The organism is Achromobacter sp. DH1f (assembly GCF_000633435.1).
GTDB classification, from domain to species: Bacteria; Pseudomonadota; Gammaproteobacteria; order Burkholderiales; family Burkholderiaceae_B; genus Achromobacter; species Achromobacter deleyi.
On the sequence record NZ_AYMF01000038.1, the window covers coordinates 1 to 20,132 of the forward strand.

At 67.8% G+C, this 20,132-nt stretch carries 23 protein-coding genes and 1 pseudogene; 7 read left to right on the forward strand and 17 right to left on the reverse strand.

The genetic code is table 11. The annotated features are described in order from the left end of the window. The 5 genes and pseudogenes from U858_RS0129520 to U858_RS0129540 all read right to left on the reverse strand — a co-directional run. Positions 1-248: pseudogene (locus tag U858_RS0129520) on the reverse strand (hypothetical protein); the annotation flags it as partial. Positions 249-284: 36 nt separating this feature from the next. Further along, on the reverse strand, positions 285-1,625 hold the full coding sequence (locus tag U858_RS0129525; protein WP_025140716.1) for an HlyD family type I secretion periplasmic adaptor subunit: 1,341 nt from the start codon (positions 1,623-1,625) through the stop codon (positions 285-287). Next, positions 1,622-2,113 carry a hypothetical protein gene (locus tag U858_RS0129530; protein WP_025140717.1) on the reverse strand — a complete coding sequence of 164 codons (492 nt, stop codon included), beginning with the start codon at positions 2,111-2,113 and terminating at the stop codon, positions 1,622-1,624. The genes U858_RS0129525 and U858_RS0129530 overlap by 4 nt, the downstream gene beginning before the upstream one ends. After that, positions 2,110-3,555, reverse strand: coding sequence for a TolC family protein (locus U858_RS0129535; RefSeq protein WP_025140718.1), 1,446 nt, complete (start codon positions 3,553-3,555; stop codon positions 2,110-2,112). Before U858_RS0129535 ends, U858_RS0129530 begins: the two co-directional genes overlap by 4 nt. A 4-nt stretch (positions 3,556-3,559) precedes the next feature. Beyond that, entirely contained in the window at positions 3,560-4,897 is a 1,338-nt protein-coding gene (locus tag U858_RS0129540; RefSeq protein ID WP_025140719.1) for a MotA/TolQ/ExbB proton channel family protein, read from the reverse strand. 312 nt (positions 4,898-5,209) lie between these two features. Here U858_RS0129540 and U858_RS0129545 point away from each other — a divergent pair, with 312 nt between their 5' ends. Further along, complete coding sequence (locus U858_RS0129545) at positions 5,210-6,763, forward strand: diguanylate cyclase (protein WP_025140720.1); 1,554 nt, start codon at positions 5,210-5,212, stop codon at positions 6,761-6,763. Positions 6,764-6,854: 91 nt separating this feature from the next. On the opposite strand, the gene U858_RS0129550 is transcribed toward U858_RS0129545, so the two are convergent. Continuing rightward, positions 6,855-7,286, reverse strand: a complete 432-nt coding sequence (locus U858_RS0129550) for a DoxX family protein (RefSeq protein ID WP_042885780.1) — start codon at positions 7,284-7,286, stop codon at positions 6,855-6,857. A 108-nt stretch (positions 7,287-7,394) separates the two neighbouring features. Between U858_RS0129550 and soxR the strand changes: the two genes are divergently transcribed. The 3 genes from soxR (at position 7,395) to U858_RS0129565 (ending at position 11,117) form a co-directional block, all read left to right on the forward strand. Further along, positions 7,395-7,859 (forward strand): redox-sensitive transcriptional activator SoxR, encoded by a 465-nt coding sequence (gene soxR, locus U858_RS0129555; protein WP_025140722.1) that lies wholly within the window; start codon positions 7,395-7,397, stop codon positions 7,857-7,859. A 228-nt stretch (positions 7,860-8,087) separates the two neighbouring features. Continuing rightward, a complete protein-coding gene (locus tag U858_RS0129560; protein WP_025140723.1) occupies positions 8,088-9,851 on the forward strand; it encodes a diguanylate cyclase in 1,764 nt (587 codons plus the stop codon). A 225-nt stretch (positions 9,852-10,076) separates the two neighbouring features. Further along, positions 10,077-11,117 (forward strand): porin, encoded by a 1,041-nt coding sequence (locus U858_RS0129565; protein WP_025140724.1) that lies wholly within the window; start codon positions 10,077-10,079, stop codon positions 11,115-11,117. Between the two features lie 119 nt (positions 11,118-11,236). Here U858_RS0129565 and U858_RS36030 read toward each other — a convergent pair whose 3' ends face one another. Continuing rightward, complete coding sequence (locus U858_RS36030) at positions 11,237-11,386, reverse strand: hypothetical protein (protein WP_175193042.1); 150 nt, start codon at positions 11,384-11,386, stop codon at positions 11,237-11,239. Positions 11,387-11,824: 438 nt separating this feature from the next. On the opposite strand from U858_RS36030, the gene U858_RS0129575 reads away from it, so the two are divergent. The 3 genes from U858_RS0129575 (at position 11,825) to U858_RS0129585 (ending at position 13,514) form a co-directional block, all read left to right on the forward strand. Continuing rightward, entirely contained in the window at positions 11,825-12,265 is a 441-nt protein-coding gene (locus U858_RS0129575; protein ID WP_029954503.1) for a lysozyme inhibitor LprI family protein, read from the forward strand. A gap of 68 nt (positions 12,266-12,333) precedes the next feature. Beyond that, positions 12,334-12,981: a TetR/AcrR family transcriptional regulator gene (locus tag U858_RS0129580; protein WP_025140726.1), complete on the forward strand. Its 648-nt coding sequence runs from the start codon at positions 12,334-12,336 to the stop codon at positions 12,979-12,981. 53 nt (positions 12,982-13,034) lie between these two features. Next, positions 13,035-13,514 (forward strand): nuclear transport factor 2 family protein, encoded by a 480-nt coding sequence (locus tag U858_RS0129585; RefSeq protein ID WP_025140727.1) that lies wholly within the window; start codon positions 13,035-13,037, stop codon positions 13,512-13,514. A gap of 17 nt (positions 13,515-13,531) precedes the next feature. Here the strand turns inward: U858_RS0129585 and U858_RS34480 are convergent, their stop codons facing one another. The 10 genes from U858_RS34480 to U858_RS34000 form a co-directional block, all read right to left on the reverse strand. Further along, the gene (locus U858_RS34480) at positions 13,532-13,990 is read right to left on the reverse strand and encodes a hypothetical protein (RefSeq protein ID WP_025140728.1); all 459 of its coding nucleotides are present in this window, start codon (positions 13,988-13,990) and stop codon (positions 13,532-13,534) included. Between the two features lie 14 nt (positions 13,991-14,004). Beyond that, complete coding sequence (locus U858_RS0129595; protein WP_025140729.1) at positions 14,005-14,691, reverse strand: type II secretion system protein J; 687 nt, start codon at positions 14,689-14,691, stop codon at positions 14,005-14,007. Between the two features lie 11 nt (positions 14,692-14,702). Further along, positions 14,703-15,068: a type II secretion system minor pseudopilin GspI gene (gene gspI / locus U858_RS0129600; RefSeq protein ID WP_029954508.1), complete on the reverse strand. Its 366-nt coding sequence runs from the start codon at positions 15,066-15,068 to the stop codon at positions 14,703-14,705. Positions 15,069-15,075: 7 nt separating this feature from the next. Then, entirely contained in the window at positions 15,076-15,558 is a 483-nt protein-coding gene (gene gspH, locus U858_RS0129605; protein WP_025140730.1) for a type II secretion system minor pseudopilin GspH, read from the reverse strand. Then, on the reverse strand, positions 15,555-16,142 hold the full coding sequence (locus tag U858_RS0129610) for an RNA polymerase sigma factor (RefSeq protein WP_081821767.1): 588 nt from the start codon (positions 16,140-16,142) through the stop codon (positions 15,555-15,557). Before U858_RS0129610 ends, gspH begins: the two co-directional genes overlap by 4 nt. Then, positions 16,126-16,749 (reverse strand): transposase, encoded by a 624-nt coding sequence (locus U858_RS34485; protein WP_025140732.1) that lies wholly within the window; start codon positions 16,747-16,749, stop codon positions 16,126-16,128. The genes U858_RS0129610 and U858_RS34485 overlap by 17 nt, the downstream gene beginning before the upstream one ends. Positions 16,750-16,925: 176 nt before the next feature. Next, positions 16,926-17,513 carry a transposase gene (locus tag U858_RS0129620; RefSeq protein ID WP_025140733.1) on the reverse strand — a complete coding sequence of 196 codons (588 nt, stop codon included), beginning with the start codon at positions 17,511-17,513 and terminating at the stop codon, positions 16,926-16,928. A 210-nt stretch (positions 17,514-17,723) separates the two neighbouring features. Then, positions 17,724-18,722, reverse strand: a complete 999-nt coding sequence (locus U858_RS0129625) for a FecR domain-containing protein (RefSeq protein WP_025140734.1) — start codon at positions 18,720-18,722, stop codon at positions 17,724-17,726. A 100-nt stretch (positions 18,723-18,822) separates the two neighbouring features. Beyond that, positions 18,823-19,338: an RNA polymerase sigma factor gene (locus U858_RS0129630; protein WP_025140735.1), complete on the reverse strand. Its 516-nt coding sequence runs from the start codon at positions 19,336-19,338 to the stop codon at positions 18,823-18,825. Positions 19,339-19,375: 37 nt separating this feature from the next. After that, positions 19,376-20,113, reverse strand: a complete 738-nt coding sequence (locus U858_RS34000; protein WP_025140736.1) for a secretin and TonB N-terminal domain-containing protein — start codon at positions 20,111-20,113, stop codon at positions 19,376-19,378. Positions 20,114-20,132 lie beyond the last annotated feature (19 nt).

Below are 20,132 nucleotides of genomic sequence, written 5' to 3' on the forward strand. Positions count from 1 at the left end.
CCCTTGAGCACCACGTCGGCGCCATCGATCAGCACCTTGACCGAGGCGCCGTTCATGTTGACCTGGTTTTCGGCGCGGGTGTAGATCACCGCCGATACCGGTGTCTGTCCGGGGTCAGGCAGGACCGCCGTGGAGGCCGTGGCCGCCGGCGCAGTGTCGACGGCCACGGCCGGATTGGCCGCAGCGGCCGGGGCCGGTGCGACGGTTGCGGGTTCGGTCGGGGTAGCGCCAGGAGTGGGCGTAGTCATGAAGGTTCCAGCAAAGAAAGTTGACAGTGGCGCGGCTCAGTGGCCGCCGGGTTCGGACAATGCGGTTTCCGCCGCCTGGTAGAGGGGTTTGGCCAGATAGGCCAGCAGCGTGCGCTGGCCGGCCTCGAGGAAGGCTTCCACGCTCATGCCGGGGCGCACGCGCTGCGTGTTCAGGCCAGCGTCCACCGACAGCGACACCACGTAGTAGCGGTCGCCGTTGGGTTCGCTGATGGCGTCGGGGCTGATCACGGTGACACGGGCGGGCAGCGCCCTGCCCGCGCCCGACAGCGCACTGATCCGCACGCGGCCGGCCATACCGACCCAGATGTGGTCGCGGTCTTCGGGCTTGACCCGGATTTCGGCGATCAACGGCACATCGGTGGGAGACAGTTCGAGCAGCTCACCGCCGGGCTTGATCACCATCCCTTCGTGCGGCGCGATGACACGGTGCACCTGACTATCGCCGGGTGCCAGGATGCGGGCGGCGTCTTTACGCCCCGTGTTGGCCTGCGCCTCGGCGCCCAGGCGGGACAGTTGCATTTGCGCTTCGTTCAAGTCCTGGCGCGCACGCGACAGAAAGTCGGCGCGCACCTGACCCAACCGGGATTCGGCTTCCTGGCGTTCGGCCTGCACCCGCGGCAGACGCGCGCGGGCCTGGTTCAGCGAGGAGCGAATCCGTTGCAGGTCGGCGCGCTTTTGCAGCAGCACGCCTTCGGCGGCAGCGCCTGACTTGATCATGGGCTCGATCATGCGTACCTGCTGTTCCTGCAATGCGGCTTCTTTTTGCAGATCGGCGGCCTGGCTCTTGAGTTCCTGGGATTCGGCCTCGCGCTGCGACATCTGCGCGGCCAGCACGGATTCGGACTGTTCTTGCGCGGCATTGCGCAGCCGATGGGTTTCCAGTTCGCTGGCGTAGGCCTCGCCGAGCGACGCCGCGGTGACATCCGCCGCCGGGACCAGGTCGGCGGGCACGGCCGACGGCATCGGCTCGCCGGCTACCTCGCGCTGCAGGCGGTATTCCTTGGCCAGGAGCGCGGCGCGGGTCACGGCGCTCTTGGCGTAGGCCTCGTCCACGTTGGAATTTTCGACTTCGGCCAGCAGCGTGCCGGCGGTCACCATATCGCCTTCCTTGACGGCCATGCGACGGATGACGCCGCCCTCTTGGGCCTGGATCAGGATGTTGTGCCGTTCGACCCGTACCACGCCGTTGCCGCGCACGTAGACTTCCAGCGGAAAGGCGGCCGCCCAGACCAGGAAGACCAGCATGCCCAGTGCGACCAGGCCTGTCACCGTGCGCGGCAGCAGACGGCGCAGGCGCAGGCCCACGGACGTCGGCAGGCGACCGCCTGTGGCGGGCCGAGGCGCATCGGGTTTCATTGACGCCCCACCGACAGCTGGATCTCGCCCGCGGTCTGCAGGCCGGCATCCAGCTGGTTGGCAATGAACAGCTTGTGCTCGTCGACTTGCAGCTCGGTGGCCACCTGCTTGATCTGCAGCACCCGCGCGAACTGGGTGGACAGGCGCCGGCTGACATCGCCCTCGGCCGCCGGGATGCGCGCCGAGATCGACAGCCCCGACTCGGCAATGCCCGCCAGGTTGGCCTGCAGCCAGGCGCGGGCCTCGTTGGTCTGGCCCGCCTGCAGGGGCGCATCGGCCGTGGCGAACGTCAGCGTCAAACCGCCGGGGCGCACTGCCGTCTTGCTGGCCATGGAGGCCGCGACGCTGACTTTCAGGCCTTCCTGCATGCGGGCAATGCTGGCCACCATCTGGAACAGCAGCGTCAGCAACAGAAAGACCATCAGCAGCACAGTCATCAGGTCGACATAGGCGGGCCAGAAATGGCCCGAGGATTTGGAACTGCTCATGGTTGGATGTCCTGGTGTTGCGGGGAGCCGGATCGGGTGGTCTGGGCGACCAGCCCCAGGGTGTCCAGGCCGTCGCTCATGCGGCCCGCCACATGGAACAGGCCCAACACCGAAAGAATGTGGTTGCTATAGGCATCGACGTTGTCCACGCGTTGCGTGAAGTAGTCGTTCTGGGCCGAGATCAGGTCGTTCAGGCTGCGGCTGCCCAGACGGAATTCTTCGAGATACAGCGACCTGGTGCGGGCGGCCTCTTCCTGGCCACTGGTGCTGAGCTGCCATTGTTCGTAGGTGGTGTTGACATCGAACACCAGCCGGTCGGCGGCGTCGCGCAGCTCGCGGCGGGTGGATTCGAACTTGGCGCGGGCTTCGCGCTGCGCGGCGCCGGCTTCGTCGATGCGGGCGCTTTTCAGGCCGCCATCGAAGATATCCAGCGTGACCTGCGCGTAGACGTTGGTGCCCAGGCCACGGGCCTGGTCCTCGAAGGGCTTCTTGTACGAGGCGATCAGGTCGACCTTGGGGTAGCGGTCGGCGCGGGCGCGGTCGACGCCGGCGTCGGCGCCCTGCAACTGGGCCCGCAGCGACTGCAGCGAATAGTTACCCTCGACCGACGCGGCCAGGACATCGGTGGCGACGTCGATCGTGTCCAGCTTCAGGGCCAGGGGTTCGCTCTGGATGGTTTCGCCGGTCAGCGCGCGCAGCGACTGCTGCGCCTGGTCGAAATTCTTGATGATGGTCTTCTGGCGGTTCTGGGCGTTGGTCAGTGCCAGCCGGCTGCGGATCAACTCGGACTGCGGCGACAGACCGCCGCGCACCCGTTCTTCCATCAGGGACGCCAGTCGCCGAAGTTCAGTGGTGTGTTCGTTGGCGATGCGCTGCATGCGTCGATAGCGCTCGCTGTCGACGTAGGCCCGCACGGTATCGAATTGCAGGTCGGCGGTTTCCTGGCGGTAGGCGAATTCATTGCCTTGCTTGCCGAATTCGTTGCGGGCCAGGTCGGCGGCGCGGCGGCCGAAGTCCAGCGCCGTGTATTGCAGGCTGAGTTGCGCCTGCCCGTATTCGTCGTTAGTGCGCCGGTAGCCCGTATAGCGGCGGTCGATGGCGTCGTCGGTCTTGGCCAGCGCTTGCAGTTTCGGGTAGTAGGCGGCCCGCGCCGAGGCGATGCCGGCCTGCGCGGCGTCGACCCGCGCCGACGCCATGGTCAGGCGCATCGAGTAGCCCTGCGCCAGGGCCAGCGCCTCGGCGATGGTCACCGGGCGCCCGGCCGGGGCCGCGGCGCTGGACGGCCGCGTGGGCGGCGGTGCCACCGGGGACGCCGCGGCGGGCGTCAATGAGATGGCGGGCGGCGCAGCGGATGCCGGTGCGGCTTGACCGGCGCCCTGTGCGGGCAGCACTGCACCCAGCCACAACGGCAGTGCCAGCGAAAGCGGGACAATAGCCTTCATGGCGTCAGGCCTCCGTCGTCTGGACGGCGGTCTGACGCAGCGTCACGGCATCGCCGGAGGTCGGCTCGGCCATCGACTGCTGCGTCGCCAGCGTCGACACACGGCGCACCAGTTCCAGCGACGCATCCTGCTGCGCCACCACGCTCTGGGTCATCAGGTCCAGTTGTGCGACGCCGCGGCCGATGGCCTGGTCGATGGCGTCAAGCTTGCGTTGCGTGCCATCGGCGGACTGTGCCAGCGAGCCCAGCGTCTGGGCCAGGCCGCGCACGGCGCCGCCCACCGCGACACGGTTCTCGTCCAACGAGCCTGCCGCGCGGGCCATGCCCGCCGCCATGCTGCGCAACGCGTCTTTCATGCCGCCGTGGGCCTGAAGCTGGGTTTCGCCCTGGGATGCCAATATGCCGAGTTGCGTCCGCAGCTCGAGCAGGTGGCGGGAAGTCTCGCGCGCCGTATTGAGCATATCGGCCTGATGCGCGCTTTGTTCCTTGGCGGCCACGCAGAGCACTGAGAAACCTTCGAGCACCGTCTGGTCGCGCTCAAACGCCTGGTCGCGCATCGAACGCAGGATTTCCAGGGCTTCGCCAGCGCCGTTCCAGCGCACCGTCAGCGGCGCGCCGGCCGAGCCACCGTGGTCGGGTTGGGACGGCAGGTCCGCGGTATGTGCGGGATCGCGGTCGTTGGCTTCCCGCTGCTGCGACCAGGCGTTGATCCGCTGCACCAGGTTGTCGTTGGCATCGGCCATGAACTGCGCCACCGCGCCCATCAGCAGCGAGCCCAGCAGGCCCATCAGCGAGGCCGAAAAGGCCGATGCCATGCCCGACAGCGGAACCGAAAGGCTTTCGAGCATGGCCTGCACGCCGCCATCACCGTTGAGCGACTTGAGCACTTCACCGATGCTGCTCATGGTGGCCATCAGGCCGATGAAAGTGCCCAGCAGCCCCAGCCCGATGAGCAGGCCGGCCAGGTATTCAGCCAGCCGCGCGCGCAAGCCCAGCAGTTCCTCGAAGGAATGGATGACGTGATTGCGGCGCAGGACGTTGTCGCTGCCCAGCTCGTGTTCGAGACGGCCGTTGAAGAACGCCATGACGCCTTTGAGCCGCTGCGTGTCGTGCCAGGCCGTCTGCTGGGATTCCAGGCGCAGCCATTGGCGCTGCCCCGTCCAGAGACCGACGGCGCAATACAGCGTATACAGCAAGCCCACCGCGAACAGGCCGATGATGGCGCTGTTGGCTGTCGGATTATGGTGCCAGGTTTCAGCGATGCCTTGCGAAAACCAGATGGCCGAGCCGACGGATGCGCCGAACAGCAGGGTCATGATGATGATGGGACGACGAATTCGCATGATGAGTCAGAGGGTTAGGATGTTGGCCGAGACGTATCCATCGGCAATAGCTCGTCCGCTCCGGTCAGCGACATGGCACGATGACGGAGAGCACACTCTGTTGAGCCTGTGGAATGGCCGGCGCCAGCGGCGCGACCTGAGAGGTTTCAAGAGTAGCAACGGCGCTGCGGCCCGACTGTAGGAAAATTCCTATAGGGGTTGAGCTTTCGTCCGACGCCTGCGGCGCCCGAGCCCGACGGCCGCTTGAATACAATGGCGCCTGCCGGCGGCGTCGCCGTGCCTGTCCCGAGGTTCAAGCCTGTCGTGTCCCCCCTGCGAATCAATCTGCGCGGCCTGGTGCTCGCGCTTACGGTGTTCAGCGCCCTTGCGGCCACCGCCAACGCCCTGTATGCCAGTTACCGCCTGCAACGCGAACAGCTCATCGCCAACACCCTGGAGTCGAACCGGGTGTATGCCGCCAAGCTGGCCGAAAGCGCCGGCTATTTCCTGAAGGCGGCCCAACGCCAGTTGACCTACAGCGCCCGCCAGATTGCCGAGCATATGGATGCGCCCGACCTGCTGGCGGCCGAAGTGCTGCGGGTGCAGGAACAAAGCGACAACTTCAACTCGGTCGGCGTGGTGGGCGCCGATGGCCTGATCCTGGCCACCACGCAGAATTTCCGCAATTTCCTGGGCACGCGCGTAGACAGCCCCGGCAGCCGGGCCGCGCTGGCCGCGCGCCAGCCGATGATCAGCAAGCCCTATGTATCGATCGCCGGCAACCTGCTGATCAACCTGTCGCACCCGGTGTTCTCGGTCGACGGCCGCTACCTGGGCTACCTGGCCGGTACCCTGCACCTGCGCAAGGACAGCGCCCTGGAAGACCTGCTGGGCAAGCACCACTACACCGACGGCTCTTATCTCTATGTCGTGGATGCCGATGGCCGCTTGATCTACCACACAGATCCCCACCGGATCGGCGAGCGCGTCACCGGCAACGCGGTGATCGATGCCGTCGTGGCGGGCCACGCCGGGGCGCAACGGGTCATCAATTCCAAGGGCGTGGACATGCTGGCCGGCTATGCGCCGGTGCCCGCCAGCGGCTGGGGCGTGGTGGCGCAGCGCCCGGCCGTAGCCACGCTGGAACCCATCCACGACCTGGTCTGGGCCCTGGTGGGCTATGCCGCGCCGCTGGCGCTGGTGTTCCTGATGGCGATCTGGTGGTGTGCGCGGCAGATCTCGCTGCCGCTGTCGCAGCTGGCCACCAATGTCGAACACCACGACGTGGCCGTGGCCATGCAACGGGTGAAATCGGTGAAGGCCTGGTATTTCGAGGCCGAACGCTTGAAGCGCGCGGTGATCTGGAGCTTCACCAGCCTGCAGGAAAAGATCGGCAAGCTGAACCTGGCCAGCATCACCGACCCGCTGACCGGCCTGCGCAACCGCCGCGGCACGCAGGACGCGGTGGACCACCTGCAGGCGTCGACCACGCCGTTTGCGGTGGTGGCGCTGGACATCGACCACTTCAAGCGGGTCAACGACACCTACGGCCACACGATCGGCGACCAGGTGATCCAGGGCGTCGCGCAACTGATGCGGGACTGTTCGCGGCCCAGCGACATCCTGTGCCGCAACGGCGGCGAGGAATTCCTGATCCTGCTGCCCGGGGTGGCGCCGACCGAAGCGGCCATCGTGGCCGAGCGGCTGCGCGGCCGCATCGCGGCGCGCGACATCAGCCAGGTAGGCGGCATCACGGTGTCGGCCGGCGTGGCGCAGTGGCCGGCGGCGGGGCCGGACGTGGCCCAGGCGTTCCATGCGGCCGACGCCGCGCTGTATGCCGCCAAGCAGCAAGGGCGCAATCGGGTGGTGCTGCACGGGACGCCGTGAGGCGTGCCGTAAGGGACGCCATAAGGCATGCCGTGGGCCCCTTCCTGAAGGGTGCCGTCGCCTGCGCTTTCCGCGAGGCCGCCCGCGGCCCCTAGTGGCCGGTCAATGCCCTGAAATGGCTGGCGATGGCCGCCGCGAGCAGGCCGCCGATGACCGACACGTGTTCCAGTGCGAAGAACAGCGCCAGCTTGGCCTGCGGCGGGGGCAGGCGCCAGAAGGCGTGCACGAGCACGATCGTGAGCAGCAGGAACACGCCCAGCGCCGCCGCGGCCAGCCACAGCGCGCGGTCGGCCAGGATCAGCACGGACCCGGCCAGCATCAGCGCCGCCACCGCGATGTTGATGAGGATGGCCGGCTCGAGCCCGGCCGCGCGCATTTCTGCCACCCCGCCCCGAAAATCGATCACCTTGGCGGCGCCCGAAGCAATGAACACCACCGCCAGGCACAGCCGGGCGATGAACCAGAGCCCGCTGCTTTGAAGAAGGGGATCGATGTATTGCGCGATGAACGACGGGGTCTGCATGAGTCCTGATCCTGGGGGCCGCGGCCCGACGGGCGGCGCGGTGAGGCTGATTTGCCAAATTCGGCGCGACGGACTATAAGACCTCAAGCTAACTTGAGGTCAACACCCATGGCAGGCGACAAGCCGATCGACACGGCGCGACTCATGACGGTGGGCGAAGTGGCCCGGCGCAGCGGGGTGGCGGTGTCCACCCTGCACTTCTACGAATCCAAAGGCCTGATTCAGAGCACCCGCAGCGGCGGCAACCAGCGGCGCTACCCGGTCATCGTGCTGCGCTACATCGCCATCATCAAGGTGGCGCAGCGCACGGGCATTCCGCTGGAGGAAATCCGCGAGGCCATGGCCCGCTTTCCGCAAGACGGCAACAAGCTCACCCCGGCGCAATGGAACGAGCTGTCGTCGCAATGGCGCGAAAACCTGGACGAACGCATCCGCAAGCTGACCCGGCTGCGCGATGAGCTGGACAGCTGCATCGGCTGCGGCTGCCTGTCGCTGCAGGACTGTCCGCTGCGCAATCCCGACGACGTGCTGGGCCGCGACGGGCCTGGGGCGCGGATATTGGATCGGCCGTGAGGTCGCGGCCGGCCATGAGGTCGACCGACGATCCGGCCCGCCGGGACGCATTCCGGCAATGATCCGCATTGATTTCAATTCCTTGCGCAACGGGTTGTATTCGATTGACATAGTGTTGCGCGACGGCTCGGGATAATCGCAATTGTCCGGCCAAGTCGGGCCTGCCGGCCCTGCAATTACAGTATCCTGCGCGCAGAGAAACATCGCATCAGGCCGGCCCACCCGTATATGTTGCGCAGTAGATTTTCGATCAAGTCCCTGGAACGCTATTTCTTGATCCTGGCGGCGGGGGTGGTGTTGCCGATGTCGGTGTTGACCGGGATTCTGCTGCTACAGAGCCGCGCCGCTTATGTCGCCACGAGCGATGCGCAACGCGCCTTCAGCATCGTGCGCGCCACGGTGAGCGCCATGGAAAAGGTCTCGGCCGAACGCGGCCCGATGAATGCGGCGCTGGGTGCCCCCTGTCCCGTGGCTCAGCCCCTGCTCGATTCGCTGCAGGCCGCCCGCGACCGCAGCGACGCCAGCATCGCCCGGCTGCTGGCCTTGTACCGCGCGCCGCTCAGCCCGAACAGCGCCAAGGAATTCACCAATGTCCAGCGCATCCGCTACGCCCTGATCCAGGCGCGTGCGCAGGCCGACGCCCTGATCGCCGCGCCGCGCGACACGGTGTCGGGCTACAGCGTCCTGATGGCGGTCAATGGCATGGTCGCGCTGGTGCCCGAGCTGCAGGCCGCCATGGCCGACAGCGTGGGGGTCGTCATGCAGAACGAAGCCGACGCCCCCAGCCTGCTTGCCCTGGCGTTGCTGGCCAGCGAGCTGCGCGAACAGGCGGGCCTGTTCGGATCGACCTTCACGCCCGCGCTGGCCAAGCACCGCCAGCTGACCGAGGCCGACGAATACCGCATGGAACGGGTGCTGGGGCGCATCGACCAGCTGCACGCGCTGCTCGAAGCGCGCATCGCCACGCGCCCCGACCTGCGCGCGTCGCTGGCCTACATGGACATGCAGCGGCTGTATTTCGGCGAAGGCATGCGCTACCTGGAAGAAATCCGCGACGCGGCGGCGTTGCAGCCGGGCGGCGCCGAGATCACCACGGGCGAACTGGCCCGCACCTACGTGCCGCTGATGGCGTCCATCACGCAGTTTCGCGACCAGATGCTGGACAGCATCGAGCGCAGCATGCAGCAGCACCGCGGCGAGGCCATCCGCCTGCTGGCCATCACGCTGGTGGCGGCTACCATGCTGGCCGCCGCGCTGATGCTGTCGCTGGGGCAATTCCGGCGCCGCGTGATCCGGCCGTTCGTGCAGGCCACCCGCATCATCGGCGCCATCGCCAACGGGGCCGCCACGTCGTCCATTCCCGTGGGCCAGTACCGCGGCGAGGTCGACGGCATGTTCAAGGCGCTGCGCGTGCTGGAGGACAACGCGTCGGCACGCCAGCGGCTGGAACGCGAGCGCGACCGGCTGATCGTCGACCTGGCCGTCATGGCCGAAACCGATTTCCTGACCGGTCTCCTGAACCGCCGCGCCTTCGAGGGCCGCCTGGAACAGGCGCTGGACAGCTGGAGCGGTTCGGATGCCGTGCTGGCGTTCATCCTGTTCGACATCGACGATTTCAAGGGCATCAACGATACCTATGGCCATGCCAGCGGCGACCAGGCCTTGAAGGTCGTCGCGGACCTGTGCCGCCAGACCTGGCGCCAGACAGACGTGGTGGCGCGCGTGGGCGGCGAAGAATTCGCGGTGCTCTGTCATACCGGTACGGCGGACCAGGCGGTGCAGGCCGCCGAACGCATGCGCACGCGCATCGCCGCCGCTCGGGTGCCGGCCGAGAACGGCACGACCTTTGCGCTGACTGCCAGTTTCGGCGTGGCGTATGCCTCGTGGGGCAATGCCGGCGCGGCCGATTCGCTGTTCCGCCATGCCGACGAACTGCTGTACCGCGCCAAGATGGCGGGCAAGAACCGCGTGGTGCCGGGCGAATCAGACTGATTCCGGATGGCAGGAACGCCTGCGCTTCCTACAATCCAGTCATTGCCTTTTCTTTTGTTTTCGTCGGTTCACGGCTTTCTTTCACCGCGCGTTTTCACCGCGCTTCGCTTTTCGCTCTTCTCATCGCCTTGCCTTATCGCGGCGGCCTGCCAGACATGCCGCCAGGGACTCCTTTTGCCTGACGCAACGCAACCTTCCCAGGACACCATGCCCCTTTGCCCTGCTTTGCTCCCGCTTCGCACCAAGCCGGTTCTTGCGCTGGTCGCGCTGTGCCTGGCCGGCGCCGCCCACGGCGCGTCCAGCGATCTCACCCTGTACGGCATCATCGACCTGGGCATCGCCTACGAACGCCTGGATGGACAATCGCGCCTGGCCCAGCGCAGCGGCGGCCAGACGCTGTCTTACTGGGGGCTGCGCGGCGCCGAAGACCTGGGCAACGGCTACCGGGCGTTCTTCCAGCTGGAAAGCGGCTTTCACGGCACCGACGGATCGCAGATGCAAGAACGGCCTTTCGGTCGCTGGGCCTACCTGGGCGTAGCCGGGCCCATCGGCGAACTACGGCTGGGCCGCCTCTGGACGCTGGGCAACAGCTGGGGCAACAAGGGCACGCCGTTCGGCAACAGCTGGAGCGGCGCAGCCGGCGCCACCACGCTGGGCTACAACGATGGCGATTTCGGCGCGGCCGGTCGCAGCAACAACACCGTGATGTACCTGTCGCCCACCGTGAACGGCTGGCAGGCCGGCGTGGGCTACAGCTTCGAGGCGCACGACAGCGCCCAATTTGCCACGGCCAGGCACGACCGCGTCCTGACCAGCGGCATCCGCTATCAACACGGGCCGCTGGCCGCCGCCTTGACCTACGAACGGCTCAATGCCGGCCCCGGCATCACCCCTCAGGCCAACGCTTCGTCGGCCAACGCGCCGCGCAAGCGCAATGCCAGCAACATGCAGGTGGTTGCCGCGTATGAGCTGGAATGGGTCACGGTGCACGGTGGCTACGGGTTGCTGCGGCACCCCAATGTCGGGCCGTCGGCGGGCTACGGCCGCGTGCAGACGTATCTGGGCGGCGTCGGCGTGCCCGTGTCCGGCCGTGGCAAGGTATTGGCCTCGTACCAGCGCGCCACGCGGTCGAGCATCCAGGGCTGGGCCATGGGCTATCAACACGATCTGTCCAAGCGCACCAATCTGTATGCGCTGGTCGACCGCATCGACCGCCGCGATAGCCACCTGCTGCAGACCATGGCGGGCATCAAGCACGCGTTTTGAGCGGCGGCGTGCAATGCGCGCGCCGCTGAAATGAAAACCGCCGCCGGCATGATGGCATGCGGGCGGCGGTCGGTAGGGTCGGTCGAAGCGGGGTACGGCTGCGCTTGACCGCGATCGGATTACGCAGGCGCGTGGGCAGCGCGCTTGTCTTCGGACGGCTCGGTGTCGGCCGGGCGGGGGATGATTTCAGGGTCCGGGCGCGTATCAGGCGCCTTCCAGTTCAGCGGCGGAATCTCGATGCGCGATTTCTTGCTGATCAATTGGGACATGTGCGTACTCCTGTTTGCGGTGTCGGCCTGCCCTGCGCAGGCACACAACACGGGTATCCAGCGCGCCCGGGATGCGTAGGGATGCAGAGGGGCATCAGGAACGGGCGCCAGGGCGTGGCCCTGGGGACTGCACTCGTAGCGGAAATGCGTGCGGTGTCTTCGGCGGCTTGGAAACAGCGGCCCGAAGGCGATTGTTTGGGGTTGCCTGGAGACTTGCCAGAAGACTTGCAAGCACCAGACTTTCAATCACCACCGATAACTACGAGATCAAAGTAGTTTACTACAAATTAAAAGAAAAAGCCAGAAAATGGTCACGAGTTGCCCACACAGCCAGTCCAAGACATACCCGAGCGAAAAGTTGCACGAGCTGTCGACAAACGGGAAAATCGCCACCTTGGGCCGCGCTGTCCGTGGCGGCAGACTATAGGAGTGAACGACGTGCGCAACCCCGTTCTCGCGGCAATACCGACCGGCATCATGAAAGGCCGGGGCCGGCAAAGCGCCAAAGGCAAACACGCGATCCTGCATGGTGTCGTTTGCGCGGTCCTCGCCAGCGCGCCTTTCCTGCAGATCGAATCCGCCCATGCCGCCGGTTTCGACTGCAAGGCCGCGAAAACCCATGTCGAACAGTTGATCTGCGGCGAACCCTCGCTGTCCAAGCTGGACGATCAGGTCAAGGACCTCTACGACCGGATTCAAGCCGAAACCGCTGGCCGTGACGGTGAAACCGGCGAATGGCGCGATCCTGTCGCGAAAGAGCAGACGCAATGGCGCACCACCGTGCGCGACCGTTGCCCGGACGCCGCCTGCTTGAAATCCGCCTACGTGGACCGCATCGCTGCCATGAAGAAGAACTGGGCGGAAGCGCTGGCGGATTGACGACAGAGATTGACAGCGGAGAATGACCGTTCTACTCTGCACCATCCTTTGCAGAACGATCATTCTCCATGGCTCGCCCCGCTTCCTCACGCGCCTCTCGCTCCCCTGCCCTGGCCGCTGCATCGCTGCCCCCGGCAGACACCCGCCAGCGCCTGCTGCAAGCCACCGAATACCTGGTGTATTCGGGCGGCATCCACGCCACCGGCATCGACCTGATCGTCAAGACCTCCGGCGTGGCGCGCAAGAGCCTGTACCAGCTGTATCCGAACAAGGATGCGTTGGTGGCGGCGGCGCTGGAAGCGCGCGATGCGCGCTGGATGCAATGGTTCATCGACGCGACGTCGACCGCGCCCACGCCGCATGCGCGGCTGCTGTCCATGTTCGATGCCTTGCGCGAGTGGTTTGCCTCTGACGGCTTTCGGGGCTGCGCTTTCTTGAACGCCGCGGGCGAGATCGGTGACGACGCCAGCCCGATCCTGGCGGTATCGCGTGAACACAAGGCGCGCTTGCTGGCCTATGTGCGCGACCTGACGCACGCGGCGGCGCTGCCGGCCCCCGACGACACGGCCTTGCAATGGTTGGTGCTGCTGGACGGCGCCATCGCGGTGGCGCTGGTGTCGCGCGATCCGTCCATTGCCGACAACGCGCGGCGCGCGGCCCAGGCCGTGTTGAAGGCGTCCGGCGGGCATGTCGATGACGCCCATCCCCCAAGCTGATGGCCGGCCGCCCGGCTTCCTCTTCCCTGCCCCCCACCCATGAGGTCACTGCGATGACATCCGTTTCCGCCAACCGTCCCCCGCTTCCTCCCTTTACCCGCGACAGCGCGATCCAGAAAGTGCGCCTGGCCGAAGACGGCTGGAACAGCCGCGATCCGGACAAGGTCGCGCTGGCCTACAGCCTGGATACGCAGTGGCGCAACCGCGCAGAATTCGTCAAGAACCGCGAGGAGGCGCGCGCCTTCCTGGCCCGCAAATGGGCCAAGGAACTGGATTACCGCCTGATCAAGGAACTGTGGGCGTTCACCGACAACCGCATTGCGGTGCGCTACGCCTACGAATGGCACGACGATTCCGGCAACTGGTTCCGGTCGTACGGCAACGAGAACTGGGAATTCGGCGAAGACGGGCTGATGATTCAGCGCTACGCGTGCATCAATGACCTGCCCATCAAAGAGGCCGACCGCAAGTTCCGTTGGTCGCTGGGCCGCCGGCCGGATGACCATCCTGGCCTGTCGGCGCTGGGCCTGTAAGGGCCAACGCCCGCGCATTACGGCGCGGGCACCCACTTGATGCCTTCGCCGTCGCCGCCTGCCGGTACCGGCAGGGGCAACCTGACCTGGCGGCCGCCGTGCTCGACAATCAACGCCTGGCCATCGATGCCGATGAGGCGAGCCGAGCGGGTCAGGCGGTCGCCGATGGCATAGGCCTGCGGCGGGCCGCCATTGACCGACAGCACGGCGGCGCCCTGCCCGCCGCCCGCCAAGGCGCCCGCCACCTGCACATCCAGCTTGGCCGGGCCGGGGGACAACCACGCGGCCACGCTGGCCGTGCCCGGGTCGTCCGGCGCTCGGGTCGCCACGGGTGCGGCCGGCGCCGGCAGGACGGGCTCGCTCAGGCGCCAGCCCCACCAGCCCAACCCCGACACCAGCGCCAGGGCGCCCACCAGGCTGACAAGGCGTGGCCACGACGGTTGGGCGCTACGGTCAAAGCGGACGTTCATCATCATTTCTCCCTGTTCCTTCAATGCAGCAAGAACACCCGCCGATAGCGCAGCGGCGTCTGCCCCAGCACGCCGCGCGAGATCACCAGTTCCAGCGCCGTGGCGGGCTGCTCGCCCTGGCCGGGCAGCGTGACCCAGCCTCGGCCGGGCGCCCAGGCCCGCAGGCCGATATCCAGCAGGTTGTCCAACACGAGGGTGCCCGCATCCGGCGACGGCGCGGCGATGGGATAGGCCTCGGTGGGCGGGCCGGCGACGCGCAGCAAGGCATTGCCGCGACGTTCCCAGACCACCCGTTGGCGGGCGTCGGGCTGGCCCGGGGCGTTGCGCAGGATATCGATACGCGGGGCCGGGGTCTTCATGCCGGAAACGACGATGGCGTCGGGCAGCAACTGCGGCAGGACGACGGGCGGTTCGGTGTCTTCGGCGGCCTGCGCGCCCGATGCCGGGGTTTGCGGCGGCGCGGTCGATGCGGCGGGCGGTGGCGGCGCCTGCAGCGCAGCGTCGGCCGCGCTGCGCGCACCGATGTCGCGTTCGAACTGGTCGAAGGCGCGGTGCAGCGCCATGGCCTCGTCGGTGTGCTGGTCGAGCTTGCGGCTGGTCAACGCCACGCTGTCGATGGCGCGCCAGGAAATGAGGCTGATGATGGCCATGATCATGATGGCGATGATGACTTCGATCAACGTGAATCCTTGCTGGCGGGCGGTCATGGCAGTGTCGGCTACCGCACATCGACGATGCCGGCCAGCGTGGCCAGGCGAGGCGTGGGGCGCTGGTCCAGGTAGACCTCGACGGTGACCTCGCGAGCGCCTGCTCGCGCATCGCTGTAGCGGCTTTCGCACACCAGGTTCAGCGCGCCCTGGGGGCAGGCCACGCGGTCGCGGCTCAGGGTCAGGGCCGGCGGCGCCAATTGCACTTCGATCAGGCGGTTCTGCGCCGACAGCAGCGCCAATGCGCGTTCGCGCAGGATGCCGTTGTTGGTGGTCAGCATGCCGGTGGTACGCATGACGGCGGCCAGGGCCACGCTGACGATGGCCAGGGCGATCAAGATCTCAAGCAACGTGAAGCCCTGTTCGCGCTTGGACATCGGCACCCTATTCCACCTTGAAGCGGCCGCTGGCGTCGCGGCGCACTTCGACCTGGCCCGCGGCGCTGGACAGCACCAGCCGCCAAGGCTGGCCGAACCATTCCGGGGTCAACACCACCGCCGCGCCCGAAGCCACGCGCACCGGGCCAGCCTGCCAGCGCTGCGGCCGCAGCGCGGCATCGCGGCGAAAGTCTTCGACGTGAAACGGGTCCACCACCGGAACGCCACCGTCATCCGCCCAGGCGCCGCGCACGAAGCGGTAGCCGTCGGCGTCGGCCTGCCAGGCGATGCTGCGGCCGTCACCGCGGACTTCGCTTTGCGCCACGGCGAAGCGTTCGGCCAGACGCTGGGCATCGTCGCGCAAGACACGCAGCGGGTCGGACCGGATCGACAGGCCCAGCGCCGCCGTGGCAATGCCGACGATGACCAGCACCACCATCAGTTCGATCAGCGTGAAGCCACGCTGCGCGCACGCTTGCCGCGGGTTCATGCCAGCAACCGCGCCGCCTGGCTGTCGACGTGCCGGTGCACGTCGCGCAGGTGCCGCCTGACGATGCGGCCGGACACCCCGTAGCGCGCCGCGGCTTCGCTTTGCAGCATGCCTTCGATGCGTACGCCGATGAAGATTTCGCGCTGCTGGCGCGGCAGCGCATCGATCAGGCGCAGCAGGTCGCGCAGGGACGATCGCGCCTGAGCGATGTGGTGCGGCCCGGGCGCCGTATCTTCGACGTCTTGCAGGTCGATGTCGCCACAGGCGCCACGCAGCGGCCGGTCGGCCCGCAACCGGTCGATGGCGATGTTGCAGGCCATGCGGAACACGTAGGCGCCGGGGTTGGCGACCGGGCCGGTGTCCAGGCCGCCGTCGACCAACCGCAGCCAGGTGTCATGCAGGCTGTCCGCAGCCAGCTCGGCACACCCCAGGTGGGCGCGCAACGTATTCAGCAGCCGCCCATAGTGGGCGGCAATGAAGTCGCCCAACGCAGCGCCGCGCCATAGCGGCGCCTGGGCGCTGCCCGGGGCGAAGTCGTCGCGACGCCGCCGCGCAGGCGGCGCCGGTTCAAGGCATAGCGACATGGCAGCCCCCGCTGACGGCCCTGCCCCCGGGCGCAAGCGGGCGCCGTCCGGTGCCGGCCGGACGCTGGGCAGCCCGCTTGCGCATTGCCCAATTGGCCGGCGTCAGCAAGCCGTCGTCCAGCGCCTGGTGCAGCAGCGCCGCCAGGGCTTCGTGGCGGGAGATCGCGTCCAGTTCGCGGTCGAACCCGGGCGCGCATTCGCAGCCATTGCCTTCGGACAGGCCGGCGAACCAGCGAAACAGCAGGTTGTAGGCAATCTGCTCGTGAAAGTACGGTTTGCTGCCGGCGGGATACAGCAGTTGCAGCAGATAGGTGCGGCACAGGATGGCCGGGTCCACCGTCAGGCCGCATTCGGCGCTGGCCTGGCGCAGCAGGTCGGCGTGGGCCCGCAGGGTGTCGTCGACATGCTCGCGCAGCGCCACCAGCGGATGGCGCGGCGGCACGTAGCGGGTCAGCTGGATCTGGCCGATCCAGGTTTCATGCGAGACCACCCAGACCCAGGGCGAGCCGTAGCGCGACACCGACACGGGCTGCTGCCGCGCGCAGTCCAGCACCTTGGAAAGTTTGCGGTCCAGCTCGAGCATGCCTACGTTGACGGTGGCCGACACGGTGCGCTCCTTAGGGTAGTGCCCTGGGGCCGGGTAGGCCCTGGTCCGGTTTTGGCCGCGCTGCGTAAGGCGCGTCCTGTACCCCTAAGACGACTTGGCCGACGCGAACCCGCCATCTTTTTATTCGCGGACGGATCACCGGCGGACGGCGGACGGGCATCGGTCAGCCGGCCCCCTTATTCAGGACGGCTGGCCCGCGCACGCCAGGTCTGCAGCAGTTGCCGATTCACCGCAATGCCGGTGGCCTGCTCGATCGGCGCGACCGGCGCGCCGTGCAATGCCTGCGCCAGGATGTCGACCAGGTCCGCGCTGGCCAGCGTGCGCTCGACGGCGTGGCCGAATTCCTGCGGGCTCCAGATTTCCTGATCCAGCGACAAGCCGACGAACCAGCGAAACAGCAGGTTGCACGAGACCTGCTCATGCAGGCCGGCCTCGGTATCCAGGCCGTAGACCAGCTGGATCACCAAGGCCCGCAACAGCGACTGCGCCTCGATGCGCAGCATGGCGCGGATGGCGGCGGCATGCAGGCGCGGCTGGCTGGCCGAAAAGGCCCGATCGACGTGGTCGCGCAAGGCGGCCAGCGGATGGCCGGCCGGGTTGAATTCCACCCGCCGGGTATTGCGGGACCAAACCTCGTGCGACACGATCCAGACCCATGGCGAGCCGTAGCGATGCACCGACACGGGATGTTCCCACGCCGAGTCCACCACGGCCGACAGATTCTCCTTCAGTTCCCGGATGCCGATATTCGGTTTACGCGACACGCTGCTCCCCATCGCGCGGGCGCGCCCTGCCCCCAGGATGGCGGATCGGCGCGGCCTGCCTCTCTATATGGGTATGACGAGTCTGGCGCGGCAAACCCGCCACGCGGCGCGGCTTGCGGGGCCGTGCGGGGCGGAACCGGAAAGCGGACGAAGGCCGGGCCGACGGCCAGAACGTCAGCCAGACCGAGAGCCAGACCCACAGCAGCGATTTCAGCCCAGCAGCACCACGTTGCCCGGCAGACGCGTGGCGGTCAGGCCGAAGGCTTTTTCGATCTGCACCAGCACCTTGTCCATGTCGCGGATTTCAAACCGGCCAGAGAGCGCGCTGGCCTGTCTCGGCGCGTCCAGCAGCACCACGCGGCCGCGGCGGTAGCGGTTGATCTCGGCCACCACGTCGGCCAGCGGCGCCTGGCGGAACACCAGAGAACCCTGGCGCCAGGCCGAGGTTTCGGCCGGATCGATCTGCTGCACGGCGCCCAGGCCATGCTTGTCGTAGAGCAGCCGCTGGTTCGGCCCCAGCACGGTGGCGCCGCGGCCCAGCGCCACCCGCACCGAACCGGCCAGGCAGGTGACGCAGACCGTGCCGTCCAGATGCCGCAATTCAAAGCGCGCGCCGCGCGCCTGGACGCTGCCGGCGCCGCTGCCCGCCCCGGCCATCACCGTGACCGCGGTGGGCGAGGCCTGGCCGTCGAAGGCGGCTTCGCCCGAGATCAATTCCACCCGCACCGCGCCCGGCTGTTCGGCGCGCAGGGCGATGCTGGTCTGCGTGTTCATGTCGACCTGCACGCGCTCGCCCAGGCCGAACTGACGCCGGTCGCCGGTGTCGGTGCGGTAGTCGGCGGTCCATTCGTCCCACGCCGGCCAGAGCCGGAACGGCGGGGCTACGACGGCGGCCACCGCGGCAGCACCCGCGCCGCCCAGCGCCGTGCCCAGGAAGGCGCGGCGGCCCCAGCCGGCGCGGCCCGAGCGGGAAGCGGCCTGCTCGCGCTGCTGGCGCAACACGGCTTGCCCGGCCGGCGCCATCTGCCCCCACAGGCGTTGTTCGGCGGCGTAGGCCCGCGCGTGCTGCGCGCTGGCGGCGCACCACTGCTTGAAGGCGTCGGCATCGCGCAGCGTGGCCTGCCCGGACGCGATCAGGCGGATCCAGGCGCGCGCCTGGCGTTCGATGTCCGCCTGTCTGCGATCGGCGGGCTGGCTTGCGGTGTTCATTGCATACTCTCTCGATGCCGCCGCGCCGCCACTTGCGGGCGATGGCGCGCCGTTTTTCCCCTTGACATCCATAGGACGACTCTCGCAGCCGGAACCCGCCTTATGGTGACAATAATTTACGTGTTCGCCGCGCACAGTACTCATGGGCGTTGCGCAGTTCGCGTTCGACGGTGCGCAGCGACACGCCCAGCCGTTCGGCAATGTCGTTCTGCGGCAGGCCTTCCAGCCGCACGGCCAGCAGGATGACGCGTTGACGCGCGGGCAGCTCGCCCATGGCCCGGGTCAGCGCATCCAGTTCGGCGCGGCCCTCGGCGATGCGGTCCGGGCCCGGCGCGGGGTCGGGCACGTTCAACAGCACCTCGGCCTCGGCCACGGTCAGGCGGCGGTTTTCGACGCGTTGCTGGTCGACGGCCACGTTGACGGCCATGCGCATCAGGTAAGGCCCGGGGCTGTCGACCGGCCCCAGGTCTTCCTTGGCTTCGAGTCGCAGCCAGGTGTCCTGCAGCGCGTCGCTGGCCAGGTCCGGGCAACCCAGGCGCCGCGTCAGGCGGGCCTTCAGGTCGTCGTACCGTTGCAGCATGAAATCACGCAGGACGGACAGGCTGGAGGGCATCATGAATCTGTGTCGGGACAGAAAGGTCGAGGCGGTCGGTTCAATGCGCCGGGCAGCCTTGGTCGTGTTCGGCCGACTGCGGCATGATCAGCATCACGAAAGGCTGTTCCAGGTCCCGCGGCGGCGCCTTGTCCAGCACGATCTCGTCCAGCGCACGCGCAATCGCCTCGTCCTTGCCGGCGTCGCCGGTGGAATCGAGCACCCGCGCGCCTTCCACACGGCCCATCGGCGAGACCTCGAAGCTGACGGCGGCGCGGTAGCCCCCCGCGCGGGTGACGGCGTTGCGGCACAAAGCGTCGCGCACGCCGGCCTGCACCACGCCGTAATAGCTGCGGTAGAACGCGCCACGCGGCGGGTCGGCGCGGCGGGCGACCGATCCGCCGTGCGCCTGGCGCGCGTCGGATTGCAAGATGAATGCGTTGGCCGCGGTGTATTCCGCGACCAGCCCCGTCCCTTCGATCAGCATGCGCAAAGCCGCCTCCGGCGTGTAGATTCCCTTGACGGCGGCCGAACGCCGCCCCACCGCCAACGCGGCGCGATACACCACCGAGCTGCCGGTGACGTTGCTGTAGTGTTCAAGCGCCGATTGCAGCGGCTGCGCGGGGATGTCGAAATCGAACAGGCGCAGCACCGGTTCCTGCGCGCCCGCCGGACGCCAGCACAGCGCGGCGCACAGCCACAGCAGGGTCCAGCAGCAGCCTGTCCATCCGCGCCAGTAGCCGCCGGCCAGCCCCTTGCCCGCCAGCCCCTTGCCCGCCCTGATCGGCTCCTGATGCATGCCCCGCCCTTGTCGCGTT